General features: G+C 67.8%; 16 protein-coding genes. 12 read left to right on the top strand and 4 right to left on the bottom strand.

Annotated features, from left to right (window positions below):
- Positions 1-36: 36 nt before the first annotated feature.
- Positions 37-1,401, bottom strand: a complete 1,365-nt coding sequence (locus RTO53_RS05020; RefSeq protein WP_312236776.1) for a glutamate--cysteine ligase — start codon at positions 1,399-1,401, stop codon at positions 37-39.
- 201 nt (positions 1,402-1,602) lie between these two features.
- On the opposite strand from RTO53_RS05020, the gene RTO53_RS05015 reads away from it, so the two are divergent.
- From RTO53_RS05015 to RTO53_RS05005, 3 genes are all read left to right on the top strand, one after another.
- Complete coding sequence (locus RTO53_RS05015; protein WP_312236775.1) at positions 1,603-2,301, top strand: VIT family protein; 699 nt, start codon at positions 1,603-1,605, stop codon at positions 2,299-2,301.
- Positions 2,302-2,339: 38 nt separating this feature from the next.
- Complete coding sequence (locus RTO53_RS05010) at positions 2,340-3,131, top strand: helix-turn-helix domain-containing protein (protein WP_312236798.1); 792 nt, start codon at positions 2,340-2,342, stop codon at positions 3,129-3,131.
- Between the two features lie 94 nt (positions 3,132-3,225).
- Positions 3,226-4,200: an MBL fold metallo-hydrolase gene (locus RTO53_RS05005; RefSeq protein ID WP_312236774.1), complete on the top strand. Its 975-nt coding sequence runs from the start codon at positions 3,226-3,228 to the stop codon at positions 4,198-4,200.
- A gap of 36 nt (positions 4,201-4,236) precedes the next feature.
- Here RTO53_RS05005 and yihA read toward each other — a convergent pair whose 3' ends face one another.
- Entirely contained in the window at positions 4,237-4,860 is a 624-nt protein-coding gene (gene yihA, locus RTO53_RS05000; protein ID WP_038686269.1) for a ribosome biogenesis GTP-binding protein YihA/YsxC, read from the bottom strand.
- Between the two features lie 155 nt (positions 4,861-5,015).
- Here yihA and RTO53_RS04995 point away from each other — a divergent pair, with 155 nt between their 5' ends.
- The 7 genes from RTO53_RS04995 (at position 5,016) to betA (ending at position 13,617) form a co-directional block, all read left to right on the top strand.
- Complete coding sequence (locus RTO53_RS04995; protein WP_312236773.1) at positions 5,016-5,810, top strand: c-type cytochrome; 795 nt, start codon at positions 5,016-5,018, stop codon at positions 5,808-5,810.
- 105 nt (positions 5,811-5,915) lie between these two features.
- Positions 5,916-6,560, top strand: coding sequence for a thiol:disulfide interchange protein DsbA/DsbL (locus RTO53_RS04990; protein WP_312236772.1), 645 nt, complete (start codon positions 5,916-5,918; stop codon positions 6,558-6,560).
- A gap of 125 nt (positions 6,561-6,685) precedes the next feature.
- Positions 6,686-7,516 (top strand): thiol:disulfide interchange protein DsbA/DsbL, encoded by an 831-nt coding sequence (locus tag RTO53_RS04985; RefSeq protein ID WP_312236771.1) that lies wholly within the window; start codon positions 6,686-6,688, stop codon positions 7,514-7,516.
- Between the two features lie 53 nt (positions 7,517-7,569).
- On the top strand, positions 7,570-8,307 hold the full coding sequence (locus RTO53_RS04980) for an endonuclease/exonuclease/phosphatase family protein (RefSeq protein ID WP_312236797.1): 738 nt from the start codon (positions 7,570-7,572) through the stop codon (positions 8,305-8,307).
- A gap of 126 nt (positions 8,308-8,433) precedes the next feature.
- Positions 8,434-10,413, top strand: coding sequence for a choline BCCT transporter BetT (betT, locus tag RTO53_RS04975; protein WP_312236770.1), 1,980 nt, complete (start codon positions 8,434-8,436; stop codon positions 10,411-10,413).
- A 35-nt stretch (positions 10,414-10,448) separates the two neighbouring features.
- On the top strand, positions 10,449-11,921 hold the full coding sequence (gene betB, locus RTO53_RS04970; RefSeq protein ID WP_312236769.1) for a betaine-aldehyde dehydrogenase: 1,473 nt from the start codon (positions 10,449-10,451) through the stop codon (positions 11,919-11,921).
- 25 nt (positions 11,922-11,946) lie between these two features.
- Entirely contained in the window at positions 11,947-13,617 is a 1,671-nt protein-coding gene (betA, locus tag RTO53_RS04965) for a choline dehydrogenase (RefSeq protein ID WP_312236768.1), read from the top strand.
- Positions 13,618-13,697: 80 nt separating this feature from the next.
- Here the strand turns inward: betA and RTO53_RS04960 are convergent, their stop codons facing one another.
- Positions 13,698-14,570 (bottom strand): EamA family transporter, encoded by an 873-nt coding sequence (locus RTO53_RS04960; RefSeq protein ID WP_312236767.1) that lies wholly within the window; start codon positions 14,568-14,570, stop codon positions 13,698-13,700.
- A 73-nt stretch (positions 14,571-14,643) separates the two neighbouring features.
- Here RTO53_RS04960 and RTO53_RS04955 point away from each other — a divergent pair, with 73 nt between their 5' ends.
- Positions 14,644-15,117, top strand: coding sequence for an Lrp/AsnC family transcriptional regulator (locus tag RTO53_RS04955; protein ID WP_312236766.1), 474 nt, complete (start codon positions 14,644-14,646; stop codon positions 15,115-15,117).
- Between the two features lie 15 nt (positions 15,118-15,132).
- Here RTO53_RS04955 and RTO53_RS04950 read toward each other — a convergent pair whose 3' ends face one another.
- Entirely contained in the window at positions 15,133-15,612 is a 480-nt protein-coding gene (locus RTO53_RS04950; protein WP_312236765.1) for a VOC family protein, read from the bottom strand.
- A 305-nt stretch (positions 15,613-15,917) separates the two neighbouring features.
- On the opposite strand from RTO53_RS04950, the gene fhuE reads away from it, so the two are divergent.
- Positions 15,918-18,083 (top strand): ferric-rhodotorulic acid/ferric-coprogen receptor FhuE, encoded by a 2,166-nt coding sequence (gene fhuE / locus RTO53_RS04945; protein ID WP_312236764.1) that lies wholly within the window; start codon positions 15,918-15,920, stop codon positions 18,081-18,083.
- The last annotated feature ends 181 nt before the right edge of the window (positions 18,084-18,264 follow it).

The raw sequence follows: 18,264 nt of genomic DNA, 5'->3' as shown, positions 1-18,264 counted from the left end.
CAGCGTCCGACTCACCGACTACCGCTTCCGCCCAACTCAGTAAGCGAACGCCTTGAACACCGGATCGATGTTCTGGTTCCACTCGCCATGGAACAGCGCCAACTTCCGATCGGCCGGGGTCAGGCCCGAATCCACGATCTCCTGCAGCACCTCCAGGAACTTGCTCTCGTCCTGGCCATCCACGTTACGCGCAGCGCGCCGCTTCAGGCCGGCCACCGCGATCTTCAGTGCCTCGCGCGACAGATCGAGCACCGTGCCATTGCGGAACGGCAGCTTCAGCCCGTGCTTCGGCACGCCATCGCGCAGCACGTTGCGCTCGACCAGGCTGAAATCACGCACCAGGTCCCAGGCCGCGTCGAGTGCGGCATCGTCATACAACAACCCTACCCAGAACGCCGGCAAGGCGCACAGGCGGCTCCACGGACCGGCATCGGCACCGCGCATTTCCAGGTACTTTTTCAAGCGCACTTCCGGGAACGCAGTGGTCATGTGGTCCGACCAGTCGCGCAGCGTCGGCAACTGGCCCGGCAGCGCCGGCAGCTTGCCCACCATGAAATCGCGGAAGCTCTGCCCGCTGGCATCGTGGTAGGTGCCGTCGCGGTAGGAGAAATACATCGGCACATCGAGCAGGTAATCCACGTAACGCTCGTAACCGAACCCGTCTTCGAACACGAAGTCGAGCATGCCCGTGCGGTCGTTGTCGGTGTCGGTCCAGATGTGCGACCGGTAGCTCTGGTAGCCGTTGGGCTTGCCTTCGGTGAACGGCGAATCGGCGAACAGCGCCGTGGCGATCGGCTGCAGCGCCAGCGACACGCGGAACTTCTTCACCATGTCCGCTTCGGTGGCGTAATCCAGGTTGACCTGCACCGTGCAGGTGCGGGTCATCATGTCCAGGCCGAGCGTGCCGACCTTGGGCATGTAGTCACGCATGATGCGGTAGCGGCCCTTCGGCATCCACGGCATTTCATCGCGCGTCCACTTCGGCTGGAAGCCCATGCCGAGGAAGCCCAGCTGCAGCTCGCCGGCCACCTGCGCCACTTCGTTCAGATGGGTACCGGTTTCCACGCAGGTATCGTGGATGGTCTCCACCGCCGCGCCGGACAGTTCCAGCTGGCCGGCCGGTTCCAGCGTGACCGAGGCGTTGTCGCGCAGCAGCGCGATGGTGTGCCCGCCTTCCTGCACCGGCGCCCAGCCGAAGCGGGTCAGGCCGTTGAGCAGGGCTTCGATGCCGCGATCGCCTTCGAAGGTGGGCGGACGCAGATCGTCCAGGCGGAAGCCGAACTTCTCGTGCTCGGTGCCGATGCGCCACTGCGCCTTGGGCTTTTCGCCGGAGGCCAGCGTGGCGACCAGTTCATTTCGGTCGGTGATCGGCGTCTCGGCGACGTGGCTGGGGCTCGACAAGGGGAGGCTCGCAGGATTCTGGTCAGGGCGGGGATGTGGGGTCCAGGCCCCCGCATCGCAAGGGCGCACTATATCGTGGCGTCCCCCACCGTCGTGTCACCGTGACGGTTTTCAGCATCCTATTGAAAAGGGCTTGACCGGCCGGAAGCGCCGCTGCGACGCATTCCGCCTTCGGCCCGGCGCAGCCCCTAGACTGTGGGCATGAGCCGATCCAGACATCCCGAAGTCCATCGTTCCGATCGCGTCGGCTGGCTGCGCGCGGCCGTGCTCGGCGCCAATGACGGCATCGTCTCGATCGCCGGGCTGGTGGTCGGCATCGCCGCCAGCGGCGCGAGCGCAGCCACCGTGCTGGCCACCGGTATTGCCGGCACCGTCGCCGGTGCGATGTCGATGGCGGCCGGTGAGTATGTGTCCGTGCAGTCCCAGGCCGACACCGAAGTGGCCGACCTGGCCGTGGAAAAACGCGAGCTGCACGAAGACCCGCACAGCGAGCTGGAAGAGCTGGCCGCGATCTACCGCCATCGCGGGCTCAGCCCCGAGCTGGCCCAGCAGGTGGCGGTGCAGTTGACCGCGCACGACGCCCTGGCCGCACACGCCCGCGACGAGCTGGGCATCACCGAAGAACTGCGTGCGCGTCCGCTGCAGGCGGCCATGGCGTCGGCCGGTGCGTTCGTCTGTGGCGCGGCACTGCCGGTGCTGACCGCCCTGCTCGCCCCGCACGACCACGTCGCCGAAGTGACCACAGTGGTTACCCTGGCCGGGCTGGGCCTGACCGGCGCGATGGCCGCACGCGCCGGTGGCGCACCGCCGTTGCGCGGCGCACTCCGGGTGATGTTCTGGGGCGCGTTGGCGATGGGCGCGGCAGCGCTGATCGGCCAGTTGTTCGATACTGCGCGGTAATGGATACCCGCGTGCACCCCGATCCGCTGTTGGCCGAGATGGCGAGCCTGGCCGACTGCCAGCGCGCCGACGGCTACGCCTGCATCACCGCACGTCGCGAGCACGGCGCCTCCTCGGTGGACATTCCGCAGCCACAGCTGGCGATCCTGCTGCAGGGACGCAAGCAGGTAGCCACCGCCCAGCAGTCGCTCACCTTCGTGCCCGGCGACCTGTTCCTGATCACCCGACGCTGCCGCATCGACGTGGTCAACATCCCCGATCCGGAATCCGGCGTGTACCTCAGTGCGATCGTGCCGCTGTGCGCCGAGGCGCTGTCGGCCGCGCGCGTGCTGTGGAACGAGCCACTGCCCGAGGCCGGCGACGCGCTCGCGCGGTTGTCGCTGGCCGAACACGGCGACCTCCTTCGCCAATGGCGCAGCGCACTGGAGCACGCCCGCTACACCGAGGCGCGGCTGGCGCTGGCCGCGCTGGTGCTGGCGTTCTGTCGCCGTGGCCATGGCAGCCTGCTGGTCGCACCCGAGCCGAGCCTGGGCGAACGCATCCGCGACCTGATCGCCGCCCAGCCCGAACGTGACTGGCAGTCGCGCGACTTCGAGGAACAGCTCGGCCTGAGCGGTGCCACCCTGCGCCGCCGGCTGGCCAGCGAGCAGGCCAGCGTGCGCGGATTGATCGCCGATGCGCGGCTGGCCCACGCGATGAACCTGCTCTACACCACCCGCCTGCCGCTCAAGACCGTGGCCGCGCGCGTGGGCTATCGCTCGCTGGGCAGCTTCACCAAGCGATTCGCCGCCCGATACGGCCTGGAACCGGCGGCGATCGGCAACAGCTGAGCGAGCGGATCGCGCGGCATTCTGAGCGGATCGCGGCAACCCACGCGCGCAGCATGGAGGCATCGCGGCGCTGCCGCCCTGCCCGGAAACACCCATGTCCCTGCCCCGCGTCCGCGCGCTCGCTGCCGCCTTGTTGCTGGCGGCCGTCGCCAGCCCCACCTTCGCCGCCACCACCCACACCCCGCACGAACAGGTGCCCGGTGTGTACCACCAGCAGATCGGCACGCTGCAGGTGACCGCGCTGTTCGACGGCACCGTCGCGCTCGGTCGGCAGGAACTGGTGGGCATCGATGCCGGCAAGGTCACCCGCCTGCTTGACCACCGCTACGTGCCTGAAGACGGCAAGGGCCTGCAGACGGCGGTCAACGCCTACCTGGTGCAGCAGGGCGACCACCTCACCCTGATCGACACCGGCACGGCCACCTGCTTCGGCCCCGGCCTGGGCCAGGTGCTGGGCAACCTGCGCGCGGCCGGCTACGACCCGGCCGAGGTCGATGACGTGCTGCTCACCCACGCGCATCCGGACCACCTGTGCGGCCTGCTCGATGCACAGGACAAGGTCGCCTATCCCAATGCCACGGTGTGGTTGTCCGCCGCCGACGCCGCCTACTGGCTCGATCCGGCCAGCGAAGCGACCGCGCCGCAGGGCGTGCGCTTTGCCTTCGCGCTTGCGCGCAAGGCAGTGGCACCGTATGCGACCCGGGGACGATTGAAGCGCTTCGCCGCCGGGGAGGCGTTGCCGACCGGCATCAGCGCATTGGACAGCCACGGCCACACGATCGGGCATGTGTCCTACCGCATCGATGGCGGCGGCCAGCATCTGCTGGTGTGGGGCGACATCGTGCACTTCCACGCGGTGCAGTTCGCCCAGCCGCAGGCGTCCTACGAGGCCGACAGCGACCGCGCCGCCGCCATCGTCAGCCGGCGCACGATGATGGCGCAGGCCGCGGACCAGGGCTGGTGGGTGGCTGGCGCGCACCTGCCGTTCCCCGGACTGGGGCACGTGCGGCGCGAGGGGGATGCGTTCGCGTGGGTCCCGGGCGAATACGCCCCGTTACCCACCCGGTAATGCCGGCCGCTGGCCGGCTCCCCCCAGGTGCAGGTGTCAGGCCGTTTCCGGCGCCGGCTTGTTCAACCCCAGCCAGCCACCGATGATCCCGCGGGCCTCGTCCACGCCCTGGCGGGCCGGACCGGAGAAGGTCTGCACGCTGACCGTATCGCCAAAGGAGGACTGCAGTTCCTTGCGAACCTTCTGCAGCGCGATGCCCTGCTGGCCCCGGCCGAGCTTGTCGGCCTTGGTCAGCAGCGCGTGCGCGGGCAGGCCGCGCTGCACCGCGTAGGCCAGCATCTGGCGGTCGTAGTCCTTCAGCGGGTGGCGGATGTCCATCACCACCACCAGGCCCCGCAGCGCCTCGCGGGTGCGGAAGTACTGGTCGATGAAGGCCTGCCAGTGGGCCTGCAGGTCCAGCGGGACCTTGGCGTAGCCGTAACCGGGCAGATCGACCAGCTTGGCCTCCGGGGTGACCTCGAAGAACACCAGCTGCTGGGTGCGGCCGGGGGTCTTGGAGACCCGGGCCAGGCTGTTCTGGCGGGTCAGGGCGTTGAGGGCGCTGGATTTGCCGGCGTTGGAGCGTCCGGCAAAGGCAACTTCGGCCCCGACATCCTCCGGCAATTGCCGGGTGTTGTGGGCCGAAAGCAGATAGTGGGCACGTTCGAGGAGCAATGACATGGGCATAGGATCGCATGTCCGGGCCGCATCCGCGCTGCCGCCGACCGGTTTTGCTGCACCCTGCGTTGACCGTGGCGCGAAAGCGCATGGATAATCGGGCGATCCTCAGCCAGTGCAGCCTGCACTCGCCAGGCCGGTCCACACGGAGCTTCCGCATGCGCCACGCTCGCGTTCTTGCCGTTTCCGCTGTCGCTGTATCGCTGCTGGCCGCCGTTGCGGTCGCCCAGACCTCGATCACCCCGTTGCCCGACAACGGGCCGATCAAGACCGCCTCGCTGGAGGTCGATTTCAGCAAGACCAAATGGGGCGACGCCAAGGCCGGCCAGACCAAGGCCGCCGCCTGCGCGGCCTGCCACTCGGCCGATGGCAATTCCACCGTGGAGATGTACCCCAGCATCGCCGGGCAGAGCGAACGCTACGTGGCCCAGCAGATGGCGCTGATCGCCAACGGCCAGCGCACCTCCGGCGCATCGGCGGCGATGGTGCCCTTCGTGCAGGACCTCACCCCGCAGGACATGCGCGACATCGGTGCGTATTTCGCAACGCAGAAGGCCGGCGCCGGGCTTGCCGACGATGGCCTGGTCGGCGAAGGTCCGTATGCCGGCAAGAAGTTCTACGAGATCGGGCAGCAGCTGTATCGCGGCGGAGACGCGCAACGGGGCATCCCGGCCTGCATGGCCTGCCACGGTCCCACCGGCGCCGGCAACCCGGGCCCGGCCTACCCGCACGTGGGTGGCCAGCACGCCGCGTATGTGTCGCGCCGGCTGCAGGAGTACCAGGCCGGCACCACCCAGGAAACCGACAAGGCGCACTTCCAGATCATGGCCAGCATTGCCAGGCAGCTTACCGAACAGGAAATCCAGGCACTGGGCAGCTATCTGCAGGGCCTGCACAACCGCGCCGACGACGTGGCCGCGGTGACCGCCACGCAACCGGCCAAGGCGCCGTAAGGACCGCTCGGCGGCGCAGTCGCCGCCCCGCCCCCGTGGCGGGTTATGTTCACCGCCACGCCGGCACTGGGCCGGCGTTGTTTTTTCCGATGGAGATGGATGTAGATGACGTTGATGCCCCGCCTGATGCTGTTGCTGCTGGCCCTGAGCCCCCTGACCACCCTGGCCGCCACGCCGACCAAGCTGGTCGAAGGCACCGACTACGAAGTGATCGAAGCCCCCGGCCCGTATGCGCCGCTGGCCGGCAAGATCGAAGTGGTGGAAATCTTCGGCTACACCTGCCCGCATTGCGCGCGCTTCGAGCCGCAGCTGGAAACCTGGGCCGCCAAGCTGCCCAAGGACGTCCGCTTCACCCCGGTGCCGGCCGCGTTCGGCGGGATCTGGGATTCGTTCGCCCGTGCCTACTTCGCCGCCGACCAGCTGGGCGTGGCCAAGCGCAGCCACCGCGCGATGTTCGAGGCCCTGCATGACAAGCAGACGCTGCCGATGCAGAACGTGTCCCCGGACGAACTGGCCGGCTTCTACAAGACCTACGGCGTGGCCCCGGAGACCTTCCTGGCCACCATCAAGGGCGATGCGGTGGAACAGAAGCTCAAGGCCGCGCGCGCCTTCGCCCAGCGCACCAAGGTGCCGGGCACCCCGGCGCTGGTGATCAACGGCCGTTACCTGGTCAAGGGCGACTCGTTCGAATCGATGCTGCGCAACGCCGATGCGCTCATCGCCCAGGCGCGCACCCAGCCCAGGCGCTGAGTGCAGGCTCGCTGAACCGTCACACACCGTGTACGCGGGACGCGCGTGGCCGCATGCCATTATTTCCCCCTGAGCCGGCGCCCCGTGCGCCGGCCCCACCTTGTTCATCCGTTGGAGATGCCTAGATGAAGACCCGTTTCGCCATTGCCCTGGTGGCCCTGCTGCCGATCCTTGCGGCCTGCAAGGCCCAGGACGGCACCGCCAATACCGCCGCGCCGACCGCGCCGGCTGCCCCGAGCAGCACCCCGGCCAGCGATGCCGCACCGGCGACCAACAACGAGGCCCCGGCCGCCAGCGGTGAATCCTCCGCCGCCGAGACCGCCGCCGCTGCCGCCAGCACTCCCGCACCGGCACCGGCGTCCTCGCGTCCGACCGGCCCGGAGCCGGTCGCAGGCACCGACTATGTGGTGATCGAAAACGGCCAGCCGTTCCAGCCGGCCGCGGGCAAGATCGAAGTGGCCGAGATCTTCGGTTACGTGTGCCCGGCCTGCGCCGCGTTCCAGCCGCTGATCGGGCCGTGGAAGGCCGGTCTGCCGAGCGACGTCAACTTCGTGTACGTGCCGGCGATGTTCGGCGGCACCTGGGACAACTACGCGCGCGCCTTCTATGCCGCACAGAGCATGGGCCTGCAGGAAAAGACCCATGAGGCGCTGTACTCGGCCATCCACGTCGAGCAGACCCTGAAGGGCGAGCGCGGCAAGGATTCGGTTGAGGACATCGCCGCCTTCTATGCCAAGCACGGCGCCGATGCCAAGCAGTTCGCCAGCACCATGGGCAGCTTCGCGGTGAACGCCAAGACCAATGCCGCCAAGCAGTTCGCCCAGCGCAGCCAGATCACCGGCACCCCGTCGGTGATCGTCAACGGCAAGTACCTGGTCAAGGGCAAGAGCTTCCCGGACATGCTGCGCATCGCCGATCACCTGATCGCCCGCGAACGCGCCGCCAAGGGCAACTGATCCAGACCGAGCCCGCTACCGTCGTGAATTCCCCCACCACGCGGACCCTGCGCCTGCTGACGGCCAACATCCAGGCCGGCAGCAGCACCCGCCGCTACAGTGACTATGTGACCCGCAGCTGGTCACATGCACTGCCGGCCGGGCGCAAGCGCACCAGTCTGGACGCGATCGCACAGTTGGCCCGTGGCCACGACATCGTCGGCCTGCAGGAGGCCGACCCCGGCAGCCTGCGCTCGGGCTTCACCAACCAGACCCACTACCTGGCCGAGCGCGCCGGCTTCAATTACTGGAGCCACCAGCCCAACCGCCGCATGGGCGGGGTGGCCTCCAGCGCCAACGGCCTGCTCAGCCGGCTGGAACCGGTGGAAGTGCAGGACCATGCCCTGCCCGGCCGCATCGGCGGGCGCGGCGTGCTGCTGGCCAAGTTCGGCGAAGGCCGGGAGGGGCTGGCGGTGGCGGTGGCGCATCTGTCCCTGGGCACCAACTCGCGGATGTCGCAGCTGGCCTTCATCGCCGACCTGCTCACCGACCACCCCAACGCGGTGCTGATGGGCGATTTCAACTGCCTGGCCGACCGCCCGGAAATGCAGGCGCTGTACCGCAAGACCAACCTGCAACCGCCGGGCTGCGCGGTGCCCACGTTCCCGAGCTGGCGCCCGGACCGGGCCATCGACCACATCCTGCTCAGCGACGGCCTGCAGCAACGCAGCGCCGAGGCCGTACCGGCCGCGTTCTCCGATCACCTCGCCCTGGCGATGGCCATCGACGTACCCAGCAGCGCGCTGCGGTAACGCGTCCCCCCGATACCCGCCGCCCTTGCGCGGCGGGCATCTTCGCTGCGTAAACAGCCCGTCCACAGCACCTGTGGGGTAATAGTCCGGGTCTGCCGTAACCGGCACCGAGAGTACCCCCACCCCATGAGCGCTGTGGAGTCACCTCAACGCGAGGTACGCACGCTTCGACCGGTCTTCCTGCTTGCCGCCACGATCGTGGCGGCATTCGCCCTTCTGGTCACCGTGTTTCCCATCGATGCCGGCGTGCTGCTGCTGGATGCCCAGACCTGGGCGTCGCGCAACGTCGGCTGGTACTACCTGCTGGCGATGACCGTGTACCTGGTGTTCGTGGTCGGCGTGGCGCTGTCCGGCTACGGCACGGTCAAGCTCGGCGCGGACCACGACGAACCGGAATTCAGTTATCTGTCCTGGGCCGGCATGCTGTTCGCGGCCGGTATCAGCATCACCCTGTTCTTCTTCTGCGTGTCCGAGCCACTCACCCACTATCTGCTGCCGCCACAGGGCGGCGTGGGCAGTGGCGAGGCCAGCGCGCGGCAAGCCATGCAGCTGCTGTTCCTGCACTGGGGCCTGCACGGCTGGGGCGTGTTCGCGCTGGCGGCGATGGCGCTGGCCTACTTCGCCTACCGCCACAACCTGCCGCTGGCGCTGCGCTCGGCGCTGTATCCGCTGATCGGCAAACGCATCAACGGCCCCATCGGCTACACCGTCGATGCGCTCGGCATCGTGGCCACGGTGTTCGGCCTGGGCGCGGACATGGGCTTTGGCGTGCTGCACCTCAACGCCGGCCTCAACACCCTGTTCCTGGTGCCGCATGCGGCGTGGGTGCAGGTCGGGCTGATCGTGCTGATGATGGGCGCGGCGATCGCGGTGGCGGTGTCGGGCGTGGAAAAAGGCGTGCGCTGGATGTCCAACATCAACATGCTGCTGGCCATCGGGCTGCTGCTGTTCATGCTGTTCGCCGGCCCCACCCAGTACCTGCTCAACGCCTTCATGCAGAACATGGGCGACTACCTGGGCAACGTGGTCGGCAAGAGTTTCGACGTGTACGCCTATGGCGGGCGGCCGGACTGGCTGGGCAACTGGACGGTGTTCTACTGGGCCTGGTGGATCGGTTGGGCACCGTTCGTGGGGCTGTTCATCGCGCGCATCTCGCGCGGCCGCACCATCCGCGAATTCGTGCTCGGCGTGCTGCTGATCCCGCTCGGTTTCACCCTGGCGTGGCTGTCGATCTTCGGCAACAGCTCGCTGGACCAGATCCTCCACCACGACCAGGTACAGCTGGCGCAGATGGCGGTCGATAACCCGCCCACCGTGCTGTACGCACTGCTGGACACCTATCCCTGGAGCCGGGTGGTCATCGCGGTCACCGTGATCGTCAGCTTCGTGTTCTTCGTGACCTCGGCCGACTCGGGCACCGTGGTGCTGTCCACCCTGTCCTCGCACGGCGGCGCGCCGGAGGACGACGGTCCGCGCTGGCTTCGCGTGTTCTGGGGGGTCATGACCGGCCTGGTCACCGCCGGGCTGCTGCTGGCAGGCAGCATGGACGCGCTCAAATCGGCGGTGGTGCTGGCATCGCTGCCGTTCTCGGTGGTGCTGCTGCTGATGCTGTGGGGGCTGACCCGCGCGCTGGGCGAAGAGTCGCAACGCAAGAAGGCGTCGCAGTATTCGCCGATCCCGCTGATCGGCCAGTCGCGGCACCAGCGTGGCTGGCGCCAGCGCATCACCCAGGCGGTGCACTTCCCGGTGCGTGATGAGGTGTACCGGTTCATGGACACCGACGTGAAGCCGGCGATCGAGGCGGTGGCCGCGCAGCTGCGCGAGAAGGGCCTGGATGTGCACACGAAATTCGACCCGGGCCACATGGAACTGCTGGTCGACCACGGCGAACAACAGGTGTTCACCTACCAGGTGATCATGCGCGGCTACCTCACTCCGTCCTTCGCCGCGCAGCGCTTCCGCAACCAGCGCTATTACCGCGCCGAGGTGCACCTCTATGAAGGTGGACAGGACTACGAGCTGTTCGGCTACAGCCGCCAGCAGATCATCAACGACATCATCGACCAGTACGAGCGCCACCTGCAGTTCCTGCATCTGACCCGCTGATCCCACTGGTCCCCCGCTGCAAAGGAGTCATCGACATGCCCCATTTCCCCGACCAACTGCTCTACATCGGCGGCCGCTACGTTCCCTCGCAGGGCAACCGCACCTTCGAGGTCACCAACCCGGCCACCGGCGAGGTGCTGGCCAAGGTGCACAGCGCCAACAGCGACGATCTCGACGCTGCGGTGGAAAGCGCGCAGGCCGGCCAGAAGGTCTGGGCCGCGCTGACCACGGTGGAGCGCTCGCGCATCCTGCTGCGCGCGGTGGCGTTGCTGCGCGAGCGCAACGATGCGCTGGCCGAGCTGGAAACGCTCAACACCGGCAAGCCGCTGAGCGAAACCCGCAGCGTGGACATCGTCACCGGCGCGGACGTGCTGGAGTACTACGCCGGGGTCATGCACGGGCTGGAAGGCAGCCAGGTGCCGCTGCGCGAAGGCAGCTTCTTCTATACCCGGCAGGAACCCCTCGGCGTGGTCGGGGCGATCGGCGCGTGGAATTACCCGATCCAGATCGCGCTTTGGAAGGCCGCTCCCGCACTGGCCGCTGGCAACGCGATGATCTTCAAGCCCAGCGAAGTGACCCCGCTCACCGCGCTGAAGCTGGCCGAGATCTTCACCGAAGCCGGCCTGCCCGATGGCGTCTTCAACGTGCTGCCCGGCGATGGCGCGGGCGTGGGCTCGGCCCTGACCGAGCATCCGGGCATCGAGAAGATCTCCTTCACCGGCGGCACCAGCACCGGCCGCAAGGTCATGGCCAGCGCGTCCAGTTCCACGCTCAAGGAGGTGACCATGGAGCTGGGCGGCAAGTCGCCGCTGATCATCTGTGCCGACGCCGATATCGAGCTGGCCGCGGACGTGGCGATGATGGCCAACTTCTACAGTTCCGGCCAGGTCTGCACCAACGGCACGCGCGTGTTCGTGCCCAGGGACCTGCTCGCCGATGTCGAACAGGCGTTGCGCGAGCGCATCGCGCGCATCCGCATCGGCGACCCGTTGCAGGAAGACACCAACTTCGGCCCGCTGGTCAGCGCCGCGCACATGCGCCGCGTGCTGGAACATATCGCCAGCGGCAAGACCGAGGGCGCGCGCCTGGTCTGTGGCGGCGAGCGGTTGACCGACGGCGCGCTGGGCAAGGGCTGCTACGTGGCGCCGACGGTGTTCAGCGACTGCCGCGACGACATGCGCATCGTGCGCGAAGAAATCTTCGGGCCGGTGCTGAGCCTGCTGTCCTATGACAGCGAAGAAGAAGCCGTCGCCCGCGCCAACGCCACCGAGTACGGCCTGGCTGCCGGCGTGGTCAGCCGCGACCTGAGCCGCGCGCACCGCCTGATCCACCAGCTGGAGGCCGGCATCTGCTGGGTCAACTGCTGGGGCGAATCGCCGGCGCAGATGCCGGTGGGCGGTTACAAGCAGTCCGGCGTGGGCCGCGAGAACGGCCTGGCCACGCTGCGCGCCTATACCCGCACCAAGTCCATCCAGATCGAAATGGACCGCTACGCGTCGGTGTTCTGAACCGGCCTGACAGGAGACCCCCACGATGAAGCGCGAGTACGACTACATCATCATCGGCGCCGGCTCGGCCGGCAACACGCTGGCCGCGCGCCTGACCGAAGACGCCGGCGTCAGCGTGCTGCTGCTGGAAGCCGGCGGCCCGGACTATCGGCTGGACTTCCGCACGCAGATGCCGGCCGCATTGGCCTTTCCGCTGCAGGGTCGCCGCTACAACTGGGCCTATGAGACCGAGCCGGAGCCGCACATGGACAACCGGCGCATGGAGTGCGGACGCGGCAAGGGCCTGGGCGGCTCCTCGCTGATCAACGGCATGTGCTACATCCGCGGCAACGCGCTGGACTTCGACAACTGGGCCAGGTTCGACGGCCTGGAGGACTGGAGCTACGCCGACGTGCTGCCCTACTTCCGCAAGGCCGAAACCCGCGACATCGGCCCCAACGACTACCACGGCGGCGACGGCCCGGTCAGCGTGGCCACGCCGAAGAACGGCAACAACGTGCTGTTCCACGCCATGGTCGAGGCCGGGGTGCAGGCCGGCTACCCGCGTACCGACGACCTCAACGGTTACCAGCAGGAAGGCTTCGGCCCGATGGACCGCACCGTCACCCCGCGCGGCCGCCGTTCCAGCACCGCGCGCGGTTACCTGGACATGGCCAGGGACCGCGCCGGGCTGGAGATCGTGGTGCATGCCACCACCGACCGCATCCTGTTTGCCGGCAAGCGCGCGGTGGGCGTGCGCTACCTCGCCGGCAACAGTGCCGAGCCGATCGACGCCACCGCGCGTCGCGAGGTGCTGCTGTGCGCCGGTGCGATCGCCTCGCCGCAGATCCTGCAGCGCTCCGGCGTGGGCGCACCGGCGCTGCTGACCGCACTCGGCGTGCCGCTGGTGCACGACCTGCCGGGTGTCGGCGAAAACCTGCAGGACCATCTGGAGGTGTACATGCAGTACGCCTGCAAGAAGCCGGTGTCGCTGTATCCGGCACTGCAGTGGTGGAACCAGCCGGCGATCGGCGCGGAGTGGCTGTTCGCCGGCACCGGCATCGGCGCCAGCAACCAGTTCGAGGCCGGCGGGTTCATCCGCACGCGCGAGGATTTCGAGTGGCCCAACATCCAGTACCACTTCCTGCCGGTGGCGATCAATTATAACGGCACCAATGCGGTCAAGGAACACGGCTTCCAGGCGCACGTAGGCTCGATGCGCACGCCCAGCCGTGGGCGCGTGCATGCAAAATCGCTCGATCCGCGCGAGCATCCTTCGATCCTGTTCAACTACCAGTCCACCGACCAGGACTGGCAGGAATTCCGCGATGCGATCCGCATCACCCGCGAGATCATCGCCCAGCCCGCGCTGGATGAGTATCGCGGCCGCGAGATCAGCCCGAGTGCCGAGTGCCAGAGCGACGCCGAACTGGACGCGTTCGTGCGCGCGCACGCCGAGACCGCCTATCACCCGTCCTGTTCCTGCGCGATGGGCACCGATGCGATGAGCGTGGTCGACGGCCAGGGCCGCGTGCATGGCATGGAAAGCCTGCGCGTGGTGGATGCCTCGATCATGCCGCGCATCATCACCGGCAACCTCAATGCCACCACGATCATGATCGCCGAGAAGATCGCCGACCGCATCCGTGGGCGCGCGCCCCTGGCACGCAGCACGGCCGCGTACTACGTGGCCGGGGATGCGCCGGTCAGGCGCTGAAGAACCGGTCGTTCCGGCCGTTGGCCGGCTTCTCGCGATCCAGCGGCAAGGGGAGCCGGCCAGCGGCCGGCACTACCGGATCACGTGACCGGTACGGGCGGCGCCACCCGCCGTGCCGTCAGCGTACTGCCCACCGAGGCCACCACCGTGCAGCCGATGGCCGCCCACTGCAGCGGGGTCAGGTGTTCGGCCAGCAGCCCCATCGCCAGCAGCGCGGCCACAGCCGGTTCCATGCTGATCAGGATGCCGAACGTCTCCTTCGGCAGACGCTTGAGCGCCATCATCTCCAGCGACATCGGAATCGCACTGGAGACGATCGCCACGCCCAGGCCGAACAGCAGGATCTTCGGGTCCAGCAGCGCCATGCCCGCGTGCGCCACGCCCACCGGCACCACCACCAGCGCCGCCGCGCACAGCCCCAGCGACACTGTATGCCCGGCATGCAGGTGGCCGGCGCGCTTACCGAAGATGATGTACAGGGCCCAGCACACCGCCGCCCCCAGCGCGAACATCACCCCGACCGGGTCCAGCGGCGCACCGTGTCCCAACGGCAGCAGCAGCAACAACCCCGCGAGCGCGCAGCCGACCCAGACGAAATCGACCGGCCGGCGCGAGGACCACATCGCCACCGCCAACGGCCCGCAGAACTCGATCGCCACCGCGATGCCGAACGGAATCGTGCGCAGCGCCATGTAGAACAGCAGGTTCATCACCCCCAGGGTGATGCCGTAGCGCAGGATCGCCCCGGCATCGGCGCGCGTGGTGGTCCAGCGCCACGGCCGGAACACCGCCAGCAGCACCAGCGCTGAAAAGCCCACGCGCAACGCGCTGGTGCCCTGCGCGCCGATCAGCGGGAACAGCTGCTTGGCGAAGGAGGTGCCCACGGACAGGGCGGTGACCGAGCCGAGGACGGCCAGGACGGGGACGAGCGAAGCGAGGCGTGATGTCGACATCGCACCAGCATATTGCGTCCGGACCGAAGCAAAGGCTCAATTGCAGGTGCCTTCCTGCACGTTTCACTCGCCCATGTCTGCCGTCCCCTACAGCCCTGACGACTTCGACCGCGCCATCCTGGCCATCCTCCAGCGCGACAACACCACCCCGCAGCGCGAGATCGCCGACGCGGTGCACCTGTCCGCGCCGGCGGTCCAGCGCCGGATCAAGCGCCTGCAGGAGGCCGGCATCATCCGCGCCAACGTGGCCGTGCTGGATCAATGCCGACTCCGCCGCCCGTTGACGATCATGGTCGAGGTGCGGGTGGCCAGCGAGCAGCCGCACCGCGTTGCCGCGTTCCGCCGCCGCGTGCAGGAAGATCCCGCCGTGCAACAGTGCTACGCCATCACCGGCGATGCCGATTTCCTGCTGATCCTCACCGCCGCCTCGATGGAAGAATACGAGGCGATCAGCGCGCGCCTGTTCGGCAACGACGACAACATCGAGCGTTTCCGCACCGCCGTGGCATTGAGCACGTTGAAGCGTGGCCTGGACGTGCCGCTGTAACCCGAAGACGGGTGCTCAGCCGCGCACCGCCGCTTCGATCTTCGCCACATCGATCTTGCGCATCGTCATCATTGCCTCGAACGCGCGCCTGGCCACCGCCGGGTCTTTGCTGGTCACCGCGTCGGTCAGCACGCGCGGCGTGATCTGCCAGGACAGGCCCCACTTGTCGCGGCACCAGCCGCAGGCGCTTTCCTCACCGCCATTGCCGACGATGGCATTCCACAGGCGGTCGGTCTCGGCCTGGTCGTCGGTGGCGATCTGGAAGGAGAACGCCTCGCTGTGCTTGAACGCCGGGCCGCCGTTGAGGCCGATGCACGGAATGCCGGCGACGGTGAAATCCACGGTCAGCACGTCGCCCTGCTTGCCGGACGGGAAGTCGGCCGGGGCATGGTGGACCGCGTGCACCGCACTGTCCGGGAAGGTCTGGGCATAGAAAGTGGCCGCCTCCAGGGCGGTGCCGTCGTACCAGAGACAGATCGTGTTCCGGGCCACCATGACCGTTCTCCTGCTGCGCAAGTGCTGGTGTCCAGCCTACGACCGCCGATGTTAATCCGCCGCCCTTTCCCTCGCGGGCCTTGTGCAGCAAGGGGTGCGGGGGAACCATGAAGGCTTCAGCCGGCGTCGCATCCAGCCGAATTGCTGATAGCAATGATTCGCATTAACATACTGTGATCCCGTTCGCGCCAGGGAGGCGCGGCGGAGTTCGGTACCGAGTCGCGCACCGACCCCCCCCCCTACCGCCAAACGCCTGGCCACCGACGGACATCGGCCATGTGCGTGCCGCCGCCCTGGAAACGCCGATGACCCGTTCTTCCGCTGTGCTGTCCCGCGCCCTGCCCCAACGCCGCCTGTCGCAGGCCGTGCTCGTCGCGCTGTGCGCGCTGTTCGCCGCGCCTGCCTTCGCCGACGATGCCGCAGCCCCCGATGCCACCACCCTGGACAGGATCGTGGTCAAGGGCGAGCGCGCCGAAGGCTATTCGGTGCGCAAGACCTCGGCCGGCACCCGCTTCGACCTGGCCCCGCGCGAGATCCCGCAGTCGGTGAGCATCATCAGCCACCAGCGCATCGAGGACCAGAACCTCGACGACATCATCGACGTGCTGGCCAACACCACCGGTGTGAGCAGCACCCAGTCCGACACCGAGCGCACCGAGTTCTACGCGCGCGGCTTCTACATCGACAGCTACCAGTTCGATGGCCTGCCCACGCAGATGGTGCAGAACTGGAGCTACGGCGATTCCGGCCTGGACCTGGCCCTGTATGACCGCGTGGAAGTGGTCCGTGGTGCCACCGGCCTGCTCAGCGGCGCGGGCAATCCGTCGGCGTCGGTCAACCTGATCCGCAAGCACGCCGACAGCGCCGAGCTGACTGGCAACGTGTCGGTCAACGTCGGCAGCTGGGGCCGCACCCGCAGCACCGTGGATGTGACCACGCCGCTAAACGCCAGCGGTTCGGTGCGCGCACGCGTGATCGGCAGCTACCTCGACACCGAATCGCAGATGGACCGCTACGACCAGCACAAGACGCTGGGCTATGCGGTGATCGACGCCGACCTGACCCCGGACACGCAGCTGAGCGTGGGCTACGACTACCAGCAGAAGCGCGCCAACGGCGTCACCTGGGGCGGTTTCCCGATGCTGTTCTCCGATGGCAGCCCGACCCCGTTCGACGAATCGTTCAGCGCCAACCCGGGTTGGACCTACTGGGACACCACCAGCAAGCGCCTGTTCGCCACGTTGGAGCATGCCTTCGCCAACGACTGGAAGGTCAAGCTTGGTGCGACGCATGACACCACCAAGGCCGATGACAAGCTGTTCTATCCGGCCTACAACGACTGGACCTCGGGCGCCTCGCTGCTGGACAAGACCACCGGCGCGGGCGTCACGCCCTCGGCAGGTTTCTACAACACCGAGCGCAAGGTCAACGCGGTGGACGGCTTCGTGGAAGGCCCGTTCCAGCTGTTCGGCCGCGAGCACCAGTTCATGGCCGGCCTGAGCTACAACAAGCGCGAATTCGCCAACTACGGCGATTACCAGGTGGGCTGGGCACCGCTGGACAACTACCTGGCCGGTGTAGGCACCTTCCCGGAACCGAACTGGGCCGCCACCCTGCCGCTGCAGAGCGAAGGCACCATCACCCAGAAGGCTGGTTATGCCGCTACCCGCCTGTCGCTGGCCGATCCGCTCAAGCTGATCCTCGGCGCGCGTTACACCGACTGGAAGAGCGAGGGTGAAGGCGCCGACCGTTCGCACAAGGTCACCACCCCGTACGCCGGCCTGGTGTTCGACCTCAACGATACCTACTCCACCTACGCCAGCTACACCGAGATCTTCCAACCGCAGACGCTGAAGAACCGCGAGGGCAGCTACCTCGATCCGGTGGACGGCAAGAGCTACGAAGTGGGCGTCAAGGGCGCGTGGTTCGACAACCGCCTGAACGCGTCACTGGCGGTGTTCCGCATGGAGCAGGACAACGTCGGCCAGGCCACCACCGAGCCGGTACAGGGTAGCCCCAATGAGTTCGCCTACATCGCCGCACGCGGCACGGTCAGCCGTGGCTTCGAACTGGAACTCAACGGCGAGCTGGCCCCGGGCTGGAACGCCACCTTCGGTGCCTCGCGCTACGTGGCCAAGGACATCAACGACGCGGACATCAACACCAACCTGCCGCAGACCACGATCAAGCTGTTCACCAGCTACACCCCGCAGTCGCTGACCGCACTCACCGTCGGCGGCGGTGCCAACTGGCAGAACCGCATCTACTACCCGGTGCCGGCGTATGGCCGCATCGAGCAGGACGGCTACGCGCTGGTCAGTGCGTTCGTGCGCTACCGCATCTCGCCGGAGTTCAGCGTGCAGGCCAATCTCAACAACCTGCTGGACAAGAAGTATTTCTCGCAGATCAATGGGTATGGTGCGTACGGCGATGGCCGCAATGGGTCGATCACGTTCAACTGGTCGTTCTGACGGGTAAGGGGTCGTATCGCGTCGTAAAGAGAGCTGGGCATTGCCCGGCTCTCTGCGTTATCGGCCGGTGCGGGTGGGTCGCAGCCACGCATGGCGTGGCTCTACGGTTGCCGGGCGGTGCGGGTGGGTCGCAGCCACGCATGGCGTGGCTCTACCGTTGCCGGGCGATGGGGGTGGGTCG

The organism is Stenotrophomonas sp., assembly GCF_031995405.1.
In the GTDB taxonomy this organism is placed as follows: domain Bacteria; phylum Pseudomonadota; class Gammaproteobacteria; order Xanthomonadales; family Xanthomonadaceae; genus Stenotrophomonas.
This window is presented reverse-complemented; position numbering and strand designations above follow the sequence as displayed.